The organism is Streptomyces sp. NPDC057963 (assembly GCF_042887155.1).
Classification (GTDB): domain Bacteria; phylum Actinomycetota; class Actinomycetes; order Streptomycetales; family Streptomycetaceae; genus Streptomyces.
In genome coordinates this window covers 210558-230415 of sequence record NZ_JBHVPX010000005.1, presented here as the reverse complement: position 1 = coordinate 230415, position 19858 = coordinate 210558, and the positions used below count along the sequence as shown (strand labels likewise).

At 71.2% G+C, this 19858-nt stretch carries 11 protein-coding genes and 1 pseudogene; 4 read left to right on the top strand and 8 right to left on the bottom strand.

The window, feature by feature from the left end:
* Positions 1 to 31: 31 nt before the first annotated feature.
* Together ACFVT1_RS14130 and ACFVT1_RS14125 are read right to left on the bottom strand one after the other, a co-directional pair.
* A complete protein-coding gene (locus ACFVT1_RS14130; protein ID WP_362198735.1) occupies positions 32 to 172 on the bottom strand; it encodes a hypothetical protein in 141 nt (46 codons plus the stop codon).
* Between the two features lie 167 nt (positions 173 to 339).
* Positions 340 to 549 (bottom strand): annotated as a pseudogene (locus ACFVT1_RS14125) (IS5/IS1182 family transposase); the annotation flags it as partial.
* 914 nt (positions 550 to 1463) lie between these two features.
* Here ACFVT1_RS14125 and ACFVT1_RS14120 point away from each other — a divergent pair.
* The 4 genes from ACFVT1_RS14120 (at position 1464) to ACFVT1_RS14105 (ending at position 11626) form a co-directional block, all read left to right on the top strand.
* Complete coding sequence (locus ACFVT1_RS14120; RefSeq protein ID WP_389795471.1) at positions 1464 to 6638, top strand: DUF6531 domain-containing protein; 5175 nt, start codon at positions 1464 to 1466, stop codon at positions 6636 to 6638.
* 37 nt (positions 6639 to 6675) lie between these two features.
* On the top strand, positions 6676 to 6981 hold the full coding sequence (locus tag ACFVT1_RS14115; RefSeq protein WP_389794955.1) for a hypothetical protein: 306 nt from the start codon (positions 6676 to 6678) through the stop codon (positions 6979 to 6981).
* A gap of 801 nt (positions 6982 to 7782) precedes the next feature.
* On the top strand, positions 7783 to 10029 hold the full coding sequence (locus ACFVT1_RS14110) for a tetratricopeptide repeat protein (protein ID WP_389795469.1): 2247 nt from the start codon (positions 7783 to 7785) through the stop codon (positions 10027 to 10029).
* 52 nt (positions 10030 to 10081) lie between these two features.
* Positions 10082 to 11626, top strand: coding sequence for a phytoene desaturase family protein (locus ACFVT1_RS14105; RefSeq protein ID WP_389794954.1), 1545 nt, complete (start codon positions 10082 to 10084; stop codon positions 11624 to 11626).
* Between the two features lie 9 nt (positions 11627 to 11635).
* Here ACFVT1_RS14105 and ACFVT1_RS14100 read toward each other — a convergent pair whose 3' ends face one another.
* Genes ACFVT1_RS14100 through ACFVT1_RS14075 form a run of 6 tightly spaced genes read right to left on the bottom strand, consistent with a single transcriptional unit; the run spans position 11636 to position 19857 of the window.
* A complete protein-coding gene (locus tag ACFVT1_RS14100) occupies positions 11636 to 12610 on the bottom strand; it encodes an acetylxylan esterase (RefSeq protein ID WP_389794952.1) in 975 nt (324 codons plus the stop codon).
* 4 nt (positions 12611 to 12614) lie between these two features.
* Entirely contained in the window at positions 12615 to 15038 is a 2424-nt protein-coding gene (locus tag ACFVT1_RS14095) for a polysaccharide lyase 8 family protein (RefSeq protein WP_389794951.1), read from the bottom strand.
* 10 nt (positions 15039 to 15048) lie between these two features.
* A complete protein-coding gene (locus tag ACFVT1_RS14090) occupies positions 15049 to 16194 on the bottom strand; it encodes an SGNH/GDSL hydrolase family protein (RefSeq protein ID WP_389794949.1) in 1146 nt (381 codons plus the stop codon).
* Entirely contained in the window at positions 16191 to 17270 is a 1080-nt protein-coding gene (locus ACFVT1_RS14085) for a DUF1565 domain-containing protein (protein WP_389794947.1), read from the bottom strand. Before ACFVT1_RS14085 ends, ACFVT1_RS14090 begins: the two co-directional genes overlap by 4 nt.
* Positions 17267 to 17869 carry a DUF624 domain-containing protein gene (locus tag ACFVT1_RS14080; RefSeq protein ID WP_389794945.1) on the bottom strand — a complete coding sequence of 201 codons (603 nt, stop codon included), beginning with the start codon at positions 17867 to 17869 and terminating at the stop codon, positions 17267 to 17269. The genes ACFVT1_RS14085 and ACFVT1_RS14080 overlap by 4 nt, the downstream gene beginning before the upstream one ends.
* A gap of 2 nt (positions 17870 to 17871) precedes the next feature.
* On the bottom strand, positions 17872 to 19857 hold the full coding sequence (locus ACFVT1_RS14075) for a hypothetical protein (RefSeq protein WP_389794943.1): 1986 nt from the start codon (positions 19855 to 19857) through the stop codon (positions 17872 to 17874).
* Position 19858: the final 1 nt, after the last annotated feature.

The following is a 19858-nucleotide window of genomic DNA, read 5'->3' as shown; positions in this document are numbered from 1 at the left end:
GCGGGTCAGGACAGTGACTTGCCCCCTGTCCTTACACGTCCTTCTGGTCGACTTCGAGGTTCGGCACGCTCTTGACCTGGGCCGTCTTCACCGTCTCCACGGAGAATCCGATCCTCTTCGGCCGGCGGGCCGAGTGGGACTCGCTCTTGGGTGCTGCGGGAACCTTGGCCATCGATGACTCCTCGACTAGGGAACTTGCCCTTTCAGTCCTACTACTTGTTGCCCATAACTGCGGGAAAACGTGTGAAAGATCATTGAGCGATGTATTGAGCCATAGTTGCCGGAGTGCTTGCCAAACGTTGGCGACTGTGCGCTGTGAGGGGTGGGCCACTGATCGTTTCAGGACACGGTGGGTAGCCGCCTCAAGTAGATGATGGTGCGGGCGAGTTCGAGGAGTCCCTGGTGGAGATCGGTGCGTATCTCGTAGCGGATGCACAGACCTGTGAACTGGTGAAGCCGGGTCGCGGTGTGCTCGACGATCCGGCAGGTCTTGCCCGGGCCGGAGCCGTGCGGGGCGCCGCGGCGGGCGTTCTTCTCCCGGATTTCTCTCGAACGATCAGCGAGACGCGGTCAAGGGCCTGATCCTCATTGAGGATCAGGCCCTTGACCTGGCTCACTCTGTCGTGGTGGCGGGATTTGAAGCCGCGACCTCTTCGTCCCGAAGGAAGTGAGTCGGAGGCCGGCCGCTTGGCAGCCACGCTCAGGTTTGTCTTGTCCTGAGGGCTGTCCCGTAGTCCCTGTTGCCGCCCTTGGAACCCTTCGCATGTCTCAGTTCCCCTCCTGTCTCATGGGCACCCGTTGGAAGCGGCTGAACGACCTACTGCGAACCATGCGGCAGCCGTCTCAGGGGGAGACGGGAAGTTCTGCCCGTTTGTGCCCTGGGGGACGGGGTGGCTCAGTCCGCTGTTCCGCGTTCATCGGACGGGTCGCTTCGAGGCCGTCCGGTGCGCGCTCGACCTGCCTGTGTCCGACCCCGGGCCGGCCTCGCAGCGTCATCCGTGGCGGCCTCGCGCCCGAGGGCCGCCACGTCCGTCAAAGGGTTGTCCTCCGCCCAGTCCTCCGCCGGCCATGGCGCGTTCACGTACACCGGTTCGCACGCATCGACGCGTCCACGCCAACTTGAGCACCCGCCCGCCCTCGCTCGTTCCTGTGACCAGGACGCTTCACCTCTCGTCACTTCAGCCCTGCCATCGCAATCCAGCCGTATTTCGTACCGCGCGTTACTGCGGATGCTTTGTGGATCAACATCACCGAGTCTCTGCTCACTGCTGCTTCACAGGTGATTCACCATGCGCATACAAGCGCGAAGACTCGTCATGGCCTTCCTGGCCTTCATTCTCGTTGCGGCAGCGGCCGCCGCCCCGTCCTGGGCGGCGCCCCGGGACCGGCCGGGCGGTGCCGCGGCGGGCATCGCCCAGGTCAAGGCCCGTACGGCCGAGGACCTGCCCGAACCACCCAAGGCGATGACGCTGGCCGAGCGCCGCAAGCAGGTCGCGAAGGACCGGCACGAACTGTCGCCCATGCGGGGCTACATGAACGCGCCGGAGCGGAAAGCCAAGGGCACGCCGCACGGCCGGCCGGACACGGAGCGCATCGAGCGCGGTCCCGCCGCCGAGACGGGCGCGGCCGCGCAGCGCCTCGCCGCGGCGCCCGAGAACCCGACCTCGGTGTCGTCCTGGGCGACCGCGTACCCCGGCATGCTTTCGATCGGCGGGCAGGTGAAGCTGCCGAAGCGGGGATCGACGTACACCGGGGTGTGGCTGTACGTCCTGGACGAGGCGGGCTCCCCCGTCGTCCAGCAGGAGATCAAGAAGTCCACCGACGACCCCAGCGGGGACACCCCGGACACCGGTGCCTGGTGCTACGACTGGTGGCCGAGCAACTCCTACCCCACCGACCAGTGCTTCTGGTGGGCCGGCAGTGAGCTGGGCGGAATCCTGGCGGACGGCAAGAAGTACTACGCCTGGGTCTTCCTGAACAGCGCCGACGGCTCGTCGAGCCCGGGCGGCACCACCTCGCCGCTGGTGGAGGCTTTCTACACGCCCGGCATCCCCGGCGCGGCGGCGGGCATCTGCACCTGTTACGCCCAGGCCCACCGCGCCGACCCGGTCAACACGGCGACCGGCATGTTCTACGAGCAGCTCACCGACGCTTCCCTGACGGGCCCGGGTGTGCCGATGACCCTGGAGCGCACCTATCGGTCGGACTCGACCGCCACCGGTCTACTGGGGAGCGGCTGGGCGACACCGTTCGACGCCCGGCTGACCCTCGCGACGGGGAAGGCGACGTACCGGACGGGCGACGGTGCGTCGTTCGTGTTCACGCAGGCGAGCGACGGCACCTACACCGCCCCGGCGGGCACGACGGCCAAGCTGGTCAAGGGGACGAACACGTACACGGTCACCACTCCGGACCACACTGTGCGGACCTTCGACAGCGCCGGTCTGCTGGCCTCCGTGGTCGGCGCGGCGGGCAAGGGGCTGAGCCTGACATACGCCTCGGGCAAGCTCGCCTCCGTCAAGGACGCCGCCGGCCGCGCCACCGCGTTCACCGTGGGCGCGGACGGACTGCTGTCCAAGGTGGGCCTGCCGGACGGCACTTCGGTCTCGTACGGCTTCACCGGCGGCTTGCTGACCTCGGTCACGGACCCGGCCGACAGGACGTCCTCGTACGCGTACGACACGAACAAGCGGCTGTCGTCCTACACCGACCCGGCGGGCGGCAAGGTCGGCAACGTCTACGACACCGCGGGCCGAATCAAGTCCCAGACCGACCAGAACGGCAAGACCACCACGTTCACCTGGGACGGCAAGAGCGAGTCGCACACCACCGCGCCCGACGGCGGCGTGTGGACCGACGTCTACGCAGGCAACGTCCTGATGGAGACGATCGACCCGTACGGCAAGAGCATCACCTACGACTACGACCGTCGGCTGCGCCCCGCCGCCATCACCGACCAGCGGGGCAACACCACGGAGATGACGTACGACACCGAGGGGCGGATGCTCACCCGCGCCTCGCCGTCCGCGCTGGGCTACAAGGAGAGCTGGGGCTACGACAGTGCGGGCAACCTCACCAGCCACACCGACGGCCGCGGCAACAAGACGACGTACGCGTATACCGCGAACCGGCTGACGTCGGCGACGGACCCGACGGGTGGCAAGACCGTCTACACGTACACCGCACTCGGCTCGCTGGAGACCGTGACGAGTCCGCGCGGCAAGGTCGCCACGTACGGGTACGACACCGCGGGCAACCGGACATCGGTCACCACGCCGCTGGGTGAGAAGACGACGTTCACGTACGACAAGGCGGGCCGCGTCCTGACCAGGACGGACCCGCGTGGGAACGCCTCCGGTGCCGACCCGGCCGCGTACACCACGAAGTACACCTACGACGGCCGCGGTCTGCTCGGCTCGGCCACGGACGCCCTGGGCCGTACGACGACCTACGAGTACAACGGCGCCGAGCAGTTGTCGTCGGTGCGCAACCCGGCGGGCGACACCGCCACGCTCGGCTACGACGACGCGGGGAACCTGACCCGGACCACCGACCAGGCAGGCAAGTCCCTCACCCGCACCTACGACGCGAGCGGACGACTCGCCTCCGAGACCGACGCGGCCGGCGGCCGAACCACCTACACGTACGACAAGGTCGGCCGGCTGCTCAGCAGCGTCTCGCCGCGCGGGAACGTCTCCGGTGCCGACCCGGCCGCCTACACCACGTCCTACGTGTACGACGCGGCCGGCAACCTCACCGAGACCACCGGTCCCACCGGCGCGACGACCAAGACGACCTATGACGCGATCAACCGGCCGCTCGTCGTCACCGACCCGCTGGGTCACACCACCGGCTACACCTACGACGCCGGCAACAACGTCACCAAGACCACCGACGCCTCAGGCAGGACGACCACCGCCGTCTACGACAAGAACAACCGCCTCGGCAGCAGCACCGACCAGCTGAGCAAGACCACGACGTACGCCTACGACACCGACGGCAACCTGCTCAGCCGCACCTCCCCGCTCGGCCACAAGTCGAGCTGGACCTACGACGGCGACGGCCGCCAGGCCACCGCGGTCGATCCGCGCGGCAACGCCACCGGCGCCGACCCCGCCCAGTACACGACGACGTACGGCTACGACCCTGCGGGCCATCCCACCAAGGTCACCGACCCGCTCGCCGGGGTGACCACCACCGCCTACGACGCCGTCGGCAAGGTCGTCGAGCGCAAGGACGCCGACGGACGCACCACTTCCTACGGCTACGACGACCTGGACCAACCGGCCAAGGTCACCGCTCCCGGCGGCGCAGTCACCGCCTACGGGCACGACAAGCTCGGCAACCTCACCGAGCGCACCGATGCCAACGGCCACGTCACCGCATACGGCTACGACGCGGTGCACCGCCTCACCTCGGTCACCGACCCGCTGGAGCGGAAGACGGCCTACGCGTACGACGGGGAGGGCAACGTCACCGGGAAGACCACCCCCCGTGGCACCACCGGGTACACGTACGACCCGCGCGGTCTGCTCACCAAGATCGACTACTCGGACGCCACCCCCGACGCGACCTTCGGCTACGACGACGCCGGGCAGCTGACCGCCCGCGCGAACTCCAAGATCTCCGAGGACTTCGTCTACGACGCGGTCGGCAATCCGACCAAGACGCGTGGCTTCGCCTACACGTATGACGCCGCCGGGCAGATACTCACCCGCAAGTACTCCGACGGCAACACGATCACGTACACGTACGACGCCGACGGCCGCACCGCGACGACGGCGGCCGACGGCAAGACCACCACGTACACCTGGGACCCGGCGGGAAATCTGCTCACGTCGGCCCTGCCCAACACCGAGACGGAGAACCGCACCTACGACCGGGCGGGCCGGGTCACCGCGGTGACCGCCACCAAGGCGGGCGCCACCGTCACCAAGACGGCGCTGACGCTGTCCGCGGCGGGCCTGCCCTCACGCGTGGACGTCACCCGGGCCGGCGTCGGCACCGGCGGCTACGACCTCACCTATGACGCGGCCGGCCGGCTCACCTCCGGCTGTGCACCGCAGCCCTGGGTCACCGGCTGCGCCGCCGGCCGCACCACGTCCTACACCTACGACAAGGTCGGCAACCGGCTGACCTCCACCCTGGGCACCGCCTCTACCGGCTACGCCTACGACGCGGCCGACCAGCTCACCTCGACCACCACCGGCACCACGACCACCGCCTACGCCCACGACGCCGAGGGCAACCGGACCAAGGCCGGCGCCGACACCTACACCTACGACCTGGCCGGACAGATCTCCGCAGCCACCGTCGGCGACAGCAGCTACACCTACGACCACGACGCCAGCGGCAACCAGGTCGCCACCCTCAAGGACGGCGCGGTCACCAACCGCACCCAGTGGGATCCCAACGCGCCACTGCCGATCCTGGCCACCGAGTACGACAGCGCCTGGGCGGTCAAGCAGTCCTACCGGTACGACCCGCTCGGCCAGCCCACCGCCACCAAGACCGGCGCCGGGGCACTCTTCTACTACCACCATGACACCCAGGGCTCCCCGGTCGACGTCGCCGACAGCACCGGGACCCTCTACCAGCGCTGGGCCTACGACTCGTTCGGCACCCGCGTCCTGAACACCACCACCAGCGGCGCGCCCGCGAGCACCCCGTCGTACACCGGCGCCCGGTACGAGACCAGCACCGGCAATCTCGACCTGCACGCCCGCCAGTACGACACCGCCACCGGCCGCTTCACACGGTCCGATCCGGCTGCCCGGGACCTGTCGACGCCGTACGTCTCCGCGTACGCCTACGCCGACAACGCGCCAAGCGTGCTCACCGACCCCAGCGGTCTGACCCCCGACGACCCGGACAACGACCGGGTCGACAGCCTCGGCGAGACGCTCGGCATCTTCGGCGACGCCTTCGTCGACGTCGCCAAGTCCCCCTTCGTGTTCCTCGGGGACCTGAAGGACGCGTTCACCGGTGAGAACGGCGGCGTGGGCGCTTTCATCGACAAGTATCTTCCCGTCCGACCCGCCTACCGGCTCTACCGTGCCGAGTACATGCTCCGGCAGCAGGGCTGCGACGCGCTCGCCGATCTGTACGCGGAGACCGCCGACGAACTTGTCCAACAGCTCGTCGTCACCGGGGTCGGCGGGCTGACGGGATGGCGGCGGACCGCGATGGCCACGGAGCGGGAGCTGCAGTCCGGCGGTTCGTCCTTCCGGCGGCCGCGCAGCGAGATGGACTTCGAGCTGGAATGGGCGGACCACGCCTACAACGCGATCCGCACCGACGCCCAGCTCGACAGGGTGGCGCAGAGCGCGGCATCGCACGGCTATTCCGCAGCCGACATCAATCAGATCTACAACCACCTGTTCGTCGAATCGCATCAGCTCGATGCGGGAATGCTGCGATTCGACGCCAATCCGCGTATCGCCAGGGCCTGGGAACGCCTTCAGAACGGAAATCCGCACCCTAGTGATTTCGATCTGCTCGCACATGAACTGTACGAGTCGAGCTGGATGCGTCAGCACGGCGACCAGAACTATCGCCGCGCCCATCAGGCAAGCCTGGACGCCGGCCACACCTGGGACGAACATGCGCCCGCGGCGGACGGTATAGGGTTCAGGTGATCAGATCCCTGGCGCGAGCGAACTGGTGGAAATCCCCGTGACAGCATCACTGACGTGCACGAAGACCCGTTCCCTCGAAACGGGGGCCGTCTACGCCTGGGAAACCGCAGAAGGGGATACCGGAAACATTCTGATCGATCCGGTGGAATCAGTCGCCCGCCCCTGCACTCCAGAGGGAATAACCCTCGGAGAAATGCTCCTGGACAGAAATGTCGGGAATGTGGAAAAGCCCGACCCGGACCCGAAACTCCGCCGCGCTTTCCTGATCGCGGCATCGGTGATCTTCCAGGAGAGGGAGCGGCAGGGGCGCCTGCCTGACACGATCACGCGCACCTACTGGTAAGCGCCACGTCACCACCCGATAGGCCGTGCTCTCCCAGAGCCCGGCCTATCGGCGTTCCGCTGGGGAATGTGCTTCGGCTCATGAAAGCGGCGCGGCAGCCCGTGGATCACACCCGACACCCCGACTCGCAAGCCAAAGGCTGTCCCGTAATCCCTGGCGGGCGTGCGGCGACGGCTACGGCACCTCGCCGCGTCGACGGAACGCCCGTATACACCCATGTGTTCGCGGTTGGCGTTGATGGCGGCGAGGAAGTCGTCGATGCCGCGGGCGGCTTCGAAGCCGCCGTCGCCGCCCCGGCCGCCGCGATGACTGCTTCCGGACCGGACGTGCGGACCGTCTCGACCAGCGGCACCGGCCCGGCCCGCGAGACCACTCCGTGGCCGCCGCCGTCGACGCGGACACGCGGGTACGACCGGCAGATCACGAATGTTGTCCGGTGCCGACCAAGAATCCTGGTCACGGCGCAGGTGACGACGGTCTCGTCCCGTCCGGTGCGCCGAAGCACCGCACCACCCGGACCTCGCCCACGAGCCACTGCCCCCGTACGCCCATGAGCTCTACGGCAGACCCGTGGGGCCCGTCGGCGCCGTCGACCGGCGAGCGCGTACCGCCGGAACCGCTCTGCGCTGGATTCCCTCCCGGCTCCGCCGGCAACTCCCACCCGGTCACATTCCGAACGCGATGGCCCGGCTCGGCCCCGGCAGCCGCCCTGCCCCGTACAAACCGCGCAGCCGGGCCGCCATACTGGACGGGCCGGGGAGGGCACAGAAGCAGGCGGACCGACGGGGGCGACAGCAGGCGATGGCGGACACCAGGCTGATCCAGAGCCGGTACCGACTGCTCGATCTGATCGGGCGTGGAGGCATGGGCGAGGTGTGGCGCGCCCTGGACGAGTCGCTCGGCCGCCATGTGGCCGTCAAATGCCTCAAGCCGATGGGCCCCCAGCACGACCAGTCCTTCACCCGCGTCCTGCGCGAGCGCTTCCGCCGCGAGGCCCGTGTCGCCGCCGCGCTCCAGCACCGCGGCGTCACCGTCGTCCATGACTTCGGCGAGCACGAGGGCGTCCTCTACCTGGTGATGGAGCTCCTCGACGGCCGCAACCTCAGCCAGCTCCTGGAGGACAACGAACAGCATCCGCTGCCGGTGCCCGACATCGTCGACATCGCCGAACAGGTCGCCGACGCCCTCGGCTACACCCACCAGCAGGGCATCGTCCACCGCGACCTCAAGCCCGCCAACATCATGCGGCTGACCGACGGCACGGTGAAGATCTGCGATTTCGGCATCGCCAGACTCGGCCACGACATCGGTTTCACCTCCCGCCTCACCGGCACGGGCATCGCCATGGGCACCCCGCACTACATGTCGCCCGAGCAGATCAGCGGCGGTCAGGTCGACCACCGCAGCGACCTCTACTCGCTGGGCTGCGTCCTGTACGAGATCGCCACCGGAGCACCGCCGTTCGACCTCGACGACGCCTGGGCCGTCCTCGTCGGACACCGGGACACCCAGCCCGAGCCGCTGCGTACGCACCGGGCCGAACTCCCCGGATTCTTCGACCGCGTCGTCCTGGAGCTGCTGGCCAAGACCCCTGAGGAGCGGCCCGCCGACGCGGGCGACCTGCGGCAGCGGATCGCCGTCGGCCGCACCGGTGAGCAGCCGCAGCTCCGGCCCTCGGAGCAGGTACGGCTCGCGCCGCCCGTTCCCGTCGTGCGGCCGGAGCAGCAGCTGCCGGCCTGGACCCGCGGCATGACCACCGGTCACAAGGCGGCCGGCGACCGCCTCGGACTCACCCCGCCCGACCACTCCGCGGGCCTCACCGGCGAATGGACCACCGGCACCGACATGCGGCACCTCACCGGAGAGCTGCCGCCGCCCAGGGCCGAGCGGCCGACCCCGTCGCCGGAACTGCTCTCGGTCCTCGCCGGCCGGCACAGCGCGGGCCTCAACCTGGGCCGGCTCGGCCACTGGGAGGAAGCAGGCGAGGTGCACCGCGCGGTCGCCGCCGAGCGCGAACACGCCCTCGGCCCCGACCACCCCGACACCCTCTCCAGCCGGTACGAGGTCGGCTTCACCCTCAGCCGCACCGGGCGGGCCTCCGACGCGCTGCGGGAGTTCGACCGCGTCGCCCGGGGCCGGGAACGCACCCTGGGCCCCGACGACCCGGAGACCCTCGCCGCCCGCCAGGAGATGGCGTACGTCCTGGGCCAGCTGGGCCGGCACTTCGAGGCCCATCAGGTGTACGCGGCGGTCCTCGCCTCCCGCGAGCGGTCGATGGGCCCCGACCACCCCGACACCCTGCGCTGCCGCCACAACCTCGCCTTCAACCTCAGCCGGCTCGGCCGTCTGGAGGACTCCTGCCGGATGGCCAGGGAGGTGGTGTCGGCCCGTACCCGCCTGCTGGGCGCCGATCACCCCGACACCCTGGTCACGCTCTACGAGGTGGCGTACACGCTCGGCCGGCTGGGGCGCTGGACGGAGGCCCTGCAGACCTACCGGGAGGTCGCCCGCGCCCGCGCCCGGACACTCGGCGCCGACCATCCCGACACGCTGTCCGCCCGCTACGAGGTCGGCATCAGCCTCGGCCGCCTGGGCCACAGCGCGGAGGCCCTGGAGCTGTACCGCGCCCTCGTCGCCGACCGGACCGGGGTGGGCGGCCCCGCCGACCCCGAGACGCTCCGCGCCCGCCACGGCCTCGGCGTCAACCTGGGCCGCCTGGGCCGTTGGGAGGAGGCACTTGCCGAGGCGCGCGAGGTGTGTGCGGTCCGTGACCGGGTCCTCGGCCCCGACCACCCGGACACCCTCGTCAGCCGCCGCGAGATCGCCGTCGGCCTGGGCTGGCTCGGCCGCTGGGCCGATGCCCTCACCGTCTACCGCCAGGTCGCCGAGGCCCGCGAGCGCGTCCTGGGCGCCGGCCACCCCGACACCCTCGCCGCCCGCAACGACGAGGCGCACTGCCTGGAGCAGCTCGGCCGGGGACCGGAGGCCGTCGAGCTGTACCGCCGGGTCGCGGCGCTGCGGCGCGGGCAGGACGTCCCGCCGAGCTGACCGGGCACCACGGGCTCTGGTCAGGGAGGAACGTCCCGTGCTACGAAGGGCCATGCGCGCACCCGACAGCTATGACGCAGTGATCGTGGGCGGCGGCCACAACGGTCTGGTCGCCGCCGCCTACCTCGCCCGCGCCGGACAGTCCGTCCTGGTCCTGGAACGCCTGGCGACCACCGGCGGCGCGGCCGTCTCCACCCGTCCCTTCGCCGGGGTCGACGCCCGGCTGTCGCGCTACTCGTACCTGGTGTCCCTGCTGCCGCGGAAGATCGTCCGTGATCTCGGCCTGGACTTCGCCGTACGCAAGCGGACCGTCTCCTCGTACACCCCGACCGTGCGCGGCGGCCGCGCCACCGGGCTGCTCGTCGGCGGGGACCGCACCCGGGACTCCTTCGCCGCGCTCACCGGGTCGGACCGGGAGTACGAGGCGTGGCAGCGCTTCTACGGCATGACGCGGCGCGTCGCCGAGCGGGTCTTCCCGACGCTCACCGAACCCCTGCCCGCCCGGGACGCGCTGCGCGAACGGATCGGTGACCGGGAGGCCTGGCGGGCGCTCTTCGAGGAGCCCATCGGCGTCGCCGTAGAGGAGAACTTCCACGACGACCTCGTACGCGGAGTCGTTCTCACCGACGCCCTGATCGGCACCTTCGCCGACGCGCACGATCCGTCGCTGCTCCAGAACCGCTGCTTCCTCTACCACGTCGTCGGCGGCGGCACCGGTGACTGGGACGTGCCGGTCGGTGGCATGGGCGCCCTCACCGACGCCCTCGCCGGGGCCGCCCGCGCGGCCGGGGCGGAGATCCGGGTGCGGCACGAGGCGACCCGGATCGAGACCGACGGAACCCGGGCCGAGATCACCGTCCGCTCACCCGGGGCGGAACATGTCGTCGCGGCCCACCGGGTCCTCGTCAACGCCTCGCCGCAGGCGCTCGCCGCCCTCCTCGGGGAAGCACCGCCCGTCCCGGCCGAGGGCGCCCAGCTGAAGGTGAACATGCTGCTCACCCGGCTGCCCCGGCTGCGTGACCGCACCGTCGACCCGCGCGCCGCCTTCTCGGGAACCTTCCACATCGCCGAGGGGTACGGACAGCTCGCCGACGCCTACCGGGACGCGGCGGCGGGCCGGCTGCCCGCCGCCCCGCCGTCCGAGATCTACTGCCACTCACTGACCGACCCGTCGATCCTCGGACCCGGCCTCGCCGCCCGCGGCTACCAGACCCTCACCCTCTTCGGCCTCCACACCCCCGCCCGGCTCTTCGCCGCAGACAACGCGGCGGCCCGCGCCGAGCTGCTCAGGGCCACGCTCGCCGAACTCGACGCGCACCTGGACGAGCCGGTCGCCGACTGCCTGGCACGCGACGAGAACGGCGAACCGTGCATCGAGGCGAAGACCCCGCTCGACCTCGAACAGGACCTTCGGCTGCCCGGCGGCCACATCTTCCACCGGGACCTCGCGTTCCCGTACGCCACCGATTCCACCGGGCGGTGGGGGGTGGAGACGGCGCACGCCAACGTCCTGCTGTGCGGGGCGGGCGCCGTCCGCGGCGGCGGGGTCAGCGGAGTCCCCGGCCACAACGCCGCGATGGCGGCGCTGGGCCGGTGACCGTCACCGCTACCGGCCGAACACGCCCCGGAGCGCGTCGAGCTTGCGCGGCAGGTCGTACTCCGCGCCGCCCTCGTGCCCGTTGTACGTGAACACCTCGATCTCGGCCGGACCCGCGTAGCGGTGATAGGCGGCGAACACCGTGGACGACGGGCAGATCCGGTCCATCAGACCGACCGAGAACCACGCCGGGGCGGTCGCCCGCGCCGCGAAGTTGACCCCGTCGAAGTAGGACAGCGTCTCCATCGCCTCGTCGATCCGGAAGCGGTGGCCGGACAGCCAGCGGGCGATCTCCGCGTACGGTCCGGAGTCCGTGATCTGCGAGGCACGCCGGTAGTGGCAGAGGAACGGCACATCGGCGACGGCCGCCACGACGTCGTCCCGCAGCCCGGCCACGGCGAGTGCCAGCCCGCCGCCCTGGCTGCCCCCGAGCACCGCCACCCGTGAGGCGTCCACCGCCGCATGCGCCTTCGCGGCGTCCACCGCCCGCACCGCGTCCGTGATCAGCCGCCGGTAGTAGTGGCGCTGCGGGTCCTCGATGCCCCGGGTCAGGAAGCCGGGGGAGGAGGAGCCGTGGCCGTCCGGGCCGATGTCAGGGGTGTCCGCGGTGTTCTTGCCGCCGCCGCCCTGACCCCGGTTGTCCATCACCAGATGCGCGTACCCCAGTGCGCTCCAGGTGAGCCAGGAGTACGGAATGCCCCGGCCGCCGTTGTAGCCGATGTACTGCACCACGGCGGGCAGCGGCCCCGAGCGCGCCTTCGGCAGCAGCAGCCACGCCTTCACCGGCTGCCCGCCCCAGCCCCGGAACGTCACGTCGAACACGTCGACGGTCGCGAACCCGGCGTCGTACGGGACGAATCCGGCGTCCAGCGGGTGCCGGGCCGTCTCCGTGAGTGTCTTCTCCCAGAAGGCGTCGAAATCGGCCGGCTCCTCCGGTTCCGGCCGGTAGTCGCGCAGCCGGTCCAGATCCATGTCGAACAGCAAGGGTCTAGCTCCTCTTCAGGGTGAGGTTGAGGGTCGCCCCGTGGCGGCCGGTGGTGTCGGCGGTGATCCGGATGCCGTCGCCGGTGGGGGCGGCGCTCACGCCGGGGTCGGCGGAGACGACGGTCAGGCCGCGCTGGGCCAGGTCCAGCACGACGGAGGACCGCAGCTGCGTCGGGTCGGACAGCGACACCTTCACCGTCTTGCCGTCCGGTCGTACGAGCACCGAGGCGGGACCGTTCGACGTCAGGTCCTGGGCGGTGCCGGCGGTCCAGAAGTTCGCCGCGACCAGCCCGTCCGCGCACCGGCGTACCGCGTGCACCGCGGTGGAGCGGGCGATCGGCTTCACCGGGGGTGCGGACGCCCACCGCTCCGTGCGCGCGGCGGAGGCCGCCGGGGCCTGCAGCCAGAAGTAGCCGGCCCCGACCGGCGCGGTGCCGTGGTCCTGCCACAGCGTCAGATACGGGCGGGTGACCGGGGTGTCCGTGCCGTACTTGAGGTTGATCTCGCGCCAGGTCGCGGTGCGGTCCTCGCGCAGACCGTGCAGCGTGGCGGGCTCGGGGAAGATGTAGCCACCGGTTCCGGCGACGTGCAGCCACCGCACCTCGTCGAGCCGGGCCGACCAGCCGGTGCCGGCGGGCGCGGCCGTACCGTTGACGAGCAGGCCCGCCTGCGGGTCGCGGAGCTTCCGGTTCTCCACGACCGTCTCCGCCGTGCCCGCGTCGGAGGTGATCCCCGAACCGACGCACGCGATCACGTCGTCCAGGCAGAACCAGCTCTTCAGACCGTGCAGCGAGCTTCCGTATGCGCGCAGCTCCATGCCGTACGCCCCGAGCGTCGTTCCCGGCAGCGCCGTGCCGCCCGCCCAGTCGGCCGTGCTGGTGGTGCGCTGACCCGCCGCGTCCGCGGGCCGTCCGGCGATGACGGTGGTGCCGGGCAGCCGGGTCGGGTCGACGGTCGGCCAGTAGTCCTCGCTGTAGTGCCCGAGGTCGTCGGTGTGGAGGAGGACCATGCCGTCGGAGAGGTGCCAGGCGTGCAGGTTCTCGTTCTGGATCGACTCGTAGTTGTAGATCCGGGACGAGTACGCGGAGATGCCGAGTGCGAAGGACGGCCGGTGATGCGCCGCCTTGTCCATGCGCGGGTGCTGCTTGTGCGCGACCAGCGGGCCGCGCGCGGGGACCGGGGAGGCGATGACCTGCCGGGCGGCGACGAGCGAGGCGAGGTCGGTGACGGCCAGGAAGTCCCGGTAGGTGTCCTCCGCGATCCACTGCTTGACCAGGGCGGTGAACCGGTCGGCCGTCTCGCCGGGGAAGCTCGGGATCAGCCGCACCACGGCCTCGACGACCGTCTGCGCCGAGACGTGGCCCTGCTTGCTGGGGCGGGCGATCTCGCGCCCGCACACCGACGCCATCACGTCGCCGCGGGCCAGCAGCGGGTCGAAGCCGTCGTCGACCCAGGTGCGGACGTTGCCGAGATCGGGGTCGGTGACCGTCCACGCCGTACCGGCGAGGAGGTTCAGCAGCCGGGACAGGTTGTTCAGCAGCTCCTTCCCGTATCCGCCGTTGTACGGGTGCTTGTAGTGCTGGAGGAACGAGCCGTCGGAGTAGAAGCCCTCGCCGGTGCCCTCCGCCGCCGCACTGGTGTCGTTGAAGGCGAGGACGCTGTTGGCCCCCGAACCCTCGACGTCCGAAAGAGCGTCACGGACCCGGGCCAGATCACCGCCGTTGCCGGTGAGCACGGCGTTGACGGCGACGACAGTGGAGATCCACACCCGGTTGGCACCGGTGGCGATCTGCCGGTCGGCCCGCCAGAGGTTCGGGTCGGGCGTGTAGTGCCGGACGGCCGTGGTGATCCGGCCCAGCCGCTCCGTCCCGAGCGCGTCGTAGAGCAGCACGGCCGCGTCGTTGAGGGCGAGCGCGGAGCCGATCTCCCAGTCCCAGTCGTTGTCGAACCGGGTGTGGCCGGGGCCGTACCGGTTCGTCAGCATCCAGTCGAGGCCGGCCAGCAGCAGGTCGCGCAGGGCGGTGTCCGCGTACTGGGGAGTGCCGGGGACGGCCCACGCGGTCGCGACGGTGGCGAGCCGTTTGAACGACGTCGTGACGTGGTTGGAGAGCGTGGTGCTGGTCAGGTCGGGGAACAGCCCGTCCGTACGGGTCGGGTCCAGGCCCTTGACCGAGGTGGTCGCCGCCTTGCCGATCCTGGCCACGGCCGCGGCGATCTGCGGGTCCGCCAGGTCGAGACCGGGACCGCCGGTGAGCAGGGTGTGCCATCGGGCACGGAGGGAGGCGGCGTCGTCGACGGCGGTGTCCGCGGCAGCCGCGTGCGCGGTGGCCGCGGCGAGTGTGAGCGGCAGGGCGGCGGCCGCGCCGAGCACCGCCGCCCCCGCGAGAACGGTGCGCCGGGTGCTGCCCGGGGTGGTTGCTGGGTTCATGATGCGGCCCTCACAGAAGGTGTCGGCGGTCGACGGCCGCGGCCAGCGCGGCGTGACCGGCGGGGTTGGGGTGCAGTCCGTCGCCGCTGTCGTACGCGGGCAGCATCCGCGACGGGTGTTCCGGGTCGCGCAGGGCCGCGTCGAAGTCGGCGACGGCGTCGAAGACCCGGCCCGTCCGTATGGCGGCGTTGATCCGCTGCCGTACCGTTTCCAGCTCCGGTGTCCAGCGGGTCCAGCCCTCGAACGGGGTGACGGTCGCGCCGACCACCCGCAGTCCGGCGTTCCGGGAGCGCAGCACCAGTTGCCGGTAGCCGGCCAGGACGCGCGCCGGATCCGTCTGGCTCGGCGGCTGCTGGAGGTCGTTGACACCGAGATGGACGAGTACGGTCCGCAGCCCCGGGAGCGCCAGTACATCGCGGTCGAAGCGCGCCTGTCCGCTCGGCCCGAACCGGGCGTCGTCCAGCAGCACCCGGTTGCCGCTGATGCCGAGATTGGCGACGGCCGAACCGGGCAGCCGCCGGGCCAGTTGGTCGGGCCAGCGGAGATCGGCGTCGTCCGGTGTGCCGACGCCCTCCGCCATCGAGTCGCCGAGCACCGCGACCACCGGCCCGTGGGCGCCCGTCACCTCGACGCCCGTCAGCAGGAACACCGATGTGGTGCGCACGCCGTCGACGGAGTGCGAGGCATGGGTGTTGCGGTGGAAGGACAGCGGCCCGGTGGGGCCGGGGAGCCGGGTCTCCACCGTGAGAGCCGCCGCCTCGGTGGTACGCAGACCGGCGACCGGGTCACTGGTCAGCGAGGCGCCCGCGGCGAGCCACGCCGTCCGCCGTCCGCCGAACGTCACCGGCCGCCCGCCTGCCGTCACCGGGCCGATCAGGACCGGGACCGTGCCGAAGGCGTGCCCGTACCGCAGCCGGACCGCTCCGCCCGCCGACAGCCGTACGCCGGCGGTGAACGTGCCGTCGGTGAGTCCGGCGCTCGCCACCGCGTCGGCGGCGGTCGGCGCGGTCTGCGCGGTCGCCCAGGAAGTCGCCCAGCGCGAGCGGTTGCCGCTGTGCGCCCCGGCGGCCTGGGCCCCCGGTGCCGTCGCGGCGACGGCCGCGAGACCGGCCGCCGCCGTCAGCACCCCGCGTCTCGCGGGTCCGCGCCGGCTCACTGGGGGCACGCACCGGTCGGGTCGTACTCGCTGCCGTAGGTGCCGACCGCGTCGCCGCCGGTGTTGCCGCTCATCGTGTTGGTGCACACCGGACCCTGCGGGGTGCGCATGAACTTGATGCCGCCGCCCGCGTTGCCGGTGATCGTGTTGCCGTAGACGCCGGTACCGATGCCGTCGGTCGCGGTGTCGCCGCCGAGCCGGATGCCCGCGCCGACGTTGTCGTGAATGGTGTTGTAGCGGAAGATGTTGCCGTTGCCGCGGGCGTCGAGCCCGCCGGAGCCGGAGTCCTTCTGGCCGCTGCAGTCGTTGTACTCGACGTAATTGTTCGTCGAGTTCTCCTTCACATCGACGCACTCGTTGCCCTGGGTGGCGATGGTGTTGTGGTGGATGCGGTTGTTCCTGCTGATGTCGGGGGCCGCGTCCAGGGCGCCGTTCGCCCCCTGCTGCTCGGGGGCCGTGCCGAGGTAGATGCCCTCGCCGTTCTTGCCGCCGCCGCCGAACTTGAAGTCGTTGACACCGCAGTTGGTGATCGTGTTGCCGGAGATGTCGGCGCCGGTCACCAGATAGCGCACCCGCAGACACTCGTCGGCGGCGTTCTTCAGCGTCATCCCGGTGATACGCAGACCGCCCACACCGTTACCGGGAGTCGTGCTCATGACATAGATGAGTTTGAGGCGGTACCCCGACACATCGGTGGACGATCCGTGCAGCCCGTCCACGGTGAAACCGCTGAGCGTCGTCGAGTCGTGCCGCACCTGGATGATCCGGGCGTCGCCCGCCCCCTTCACCACGGCGTTCGACGGGCCGGTGATGGTGACACCGGCGCGCTTGGTCACGACGTCCTGCTTGTACGTACCGGCGGCGAGGTTCACCACCGCGCCCGTCGGCGCCAGATCGACCGCCTGCTGGATCGTGGCGAGCGGGGCGCCCGCCGACGTACCGGCGTTGGAGTCGCTGCCGGACGGTGACACGTAGTACGCGGTGGCGGTTTCGGCGGCCCCGGACGCCGGGGGGAAGGCGAGCGGGGCGCCGACGGCGAGTGCGGCGACGAGAGTGGTGCGCAGTACACGGCTCATGAGGTGTGCCTCCTGGGGTCTGCGAAGGACAGAGCGAGCAGTACGGGAATGCTGGGGCCGAGGAGCAGGGGGCCCAGCGGTACGACGAGGGAGAGCAGCGCGGCGGAGATCACCGCGCCGAGCAGTGCGGTGCCGCGGGCCGCCGACCCGAAGCCGAGGACCAGCGCACCGCGCGACCAGACGCGGACCGTGCCGTGCGGCGACCGGCCGGCCTCGGCCGCGAGCGCCACATGATGGATGACCAGCGCGGCCGCGATGCCCACCTGCGCGGCGAGCAGCACGAACGTCCACGGCTCCGGACGGCCCAGCAGATGGACGATGTCGGCGGTCAGGACGAGCCCCGCCGCGGTGGACGCCAGGGAGTGCCGCCACAGGGCCCGCCAGTACCGCGGAAACGCGGTGAACGCATGGGTGAAGCAGCGGCTGTCACCCTCCACCCGCCACCGCTGAAGGGCGTACCCCATCGCGGCGAGCGCCGGCAGCCAGGTCACGACACTGAGCGACAGCACGGTGAACGCGGCTCCGGCGGCGGCCGGGTAGGCCACGAACTCCAGCCGCCGCAGCAGCGTCGGCCAGCCGGACGAGAGGGTTGCCTGCATGATCAGCCGACCTTTCCTGTGTACGGCTCCGGGACATCGAGCAGCAGGCGGCCGTCCAGCTCCAGCCGGGTGGCCGCCACCACGTACAGGGCGCAGCCGTCGCCGCCGAGAAGCACCGCCGCCGCGTCTGCCGCGACGCCCGCGGTACGGATGCGACGGGCGGCGGGGGAGAGGAGCACGGTCTCCCCGCCGAAGGCCACGCCCTCACCCTCCGCACACACGACCCGCTCCGCGGCGACCGGTTCGGCGCCCGGGGTGATCGCGGTGAGGAAGAGACCGTGCGACGAGCGCGCGGTTGTCGCACGGAGCGTGTGCAGCGTGCGGGTGAGGCGCAGCTCCGGCGTGCTGGACGTCGGATTGGCCTCGACCTCGGTGACCTCGGAGACGACCGAGGCGTGGTGCGGCGCGAACTGCCGCACCAGCGCCGAAGCCGTCCCGGACCGGATCAGCCGGCCGCCGTCCGGCTGCGGCTCGGTCGGCCGGTCGGTCTGGAGCAGGAACGTCCACTCCCGCCCGGTGTCCGCCTCGGCGAGATCCAGCAGGACGAGCCGCCCCGACGGGGTGAACACCAGCGTCCGGTCCAGCCGCCGCACCCCCAGTCCGGGGTCGTACATCGCGGCGATCTCCGCCGTGGCGTGCGCCCAGCCGCAGTCGGGCGTGACCAGTACGTCACGCTGCCGGGCCTGCCGCTCGTACGGGAGGTCCCTGTAGACGTGGAACCGGCCCTCGTCCGCGTACCCCTGCCCGTCCACCAGCAGCAGGTTGTGGTGCGCGGCCCGCTTGCGGTTGCTGTAGCCCTCGTCGACCGCGAGGAACTCCCCCTGGGAGACCAGTACGAACGAGCCCGAATCGGGGTGGTGGTGCCCCTGGTCGAGGGTGTCCCAGCCCCGCTCGGCCCGGTGCTCCGCCGACGTCTCCCATGCCTTGTGGCCACCGCCGGGGCTCGCCTTGAACGAGACGAGCGTGGCGTCGTCGTCCCATCCGGTACGGGCCGCGAGCAGACCCAGGTCCGGAAAGAATGCCCTCGTCCGGGTGGGGCGGGCACCGGCCACGGACGGGTCGTACCAGAGGTATTCGAGGTAGGCCTCCGGCAGGATCCCCGGCCGCACCCCGCTCTCCGCGGCCTCCCGCCACAGCAGTTCGCCCGAGGCGAGGTCGCCCATCCACTGCGCCTCCGGGATGCCGTACTGGGCCGCGAGGCGGTAGTACAGGCCGGCGCTGTGCCCACTGCGCCGGTCGTGGCAGTCGCCGTGGTCGATGTTGAACGCGAAGCCGGGGGCCATCTGGTGCAGCCGGTAGTCGAAGGTGCGGGAGAGGAATCCGCCCCGCCCCCACCAGTCGATGCCCTCTGCCTCCTGGAGGAGATCCAGATGGATGGCGAGGAAGGGCACGCCGTAGCGCCAGTAGACGACGCCCTCGGCGTGCGAACCGTCCTCGGGCATCAGGTCGAGCACCGTGCCGAGGTTCTCCTTGGCACGCTCGGTCCACTCCTCCTTGCCCAGCACGTAACCGGCCGTCGCCAGACCGGCGTAGCAGATCCAGTTGTGGTTCTGCCAGTACGACGACGACCACCAGCCGCCCTCGCTCGCCACGGCGTACTCGTACATCCGCCGCCCCTGGAGGAGCAGCTTGTACCGCAGCAGCGCCCGCACACCGTCCGGTAGTTCGTCACCGATCCACCGGTACGCGAGTGACAGATGGTGCAGCAGCCAGCCGGCGTCCAGATCGCGGTCCGGCATATGGGCCCTGCCCCAGTGCGGCAGCCGCACCGCGGCCTCGATCCAGCGCCGGCTCTCCGCCAGATGGGCGGGGTCGCCGCCGACCCGGTGGGCCAGTGCCGGGTTGGAGGCGGCCGGGCCCAGCCAGGTGATGCTGGCCAGGGGGTGCGTACGGGGCGGGGTCAGCCCGCGGTGGCGGGCGGCCTCCTCGTACAGCCGCACCTCCTGCGCGGGGCGCGGGCCGGGCGGTGGGGTCGCCGAGAGCAGCAAG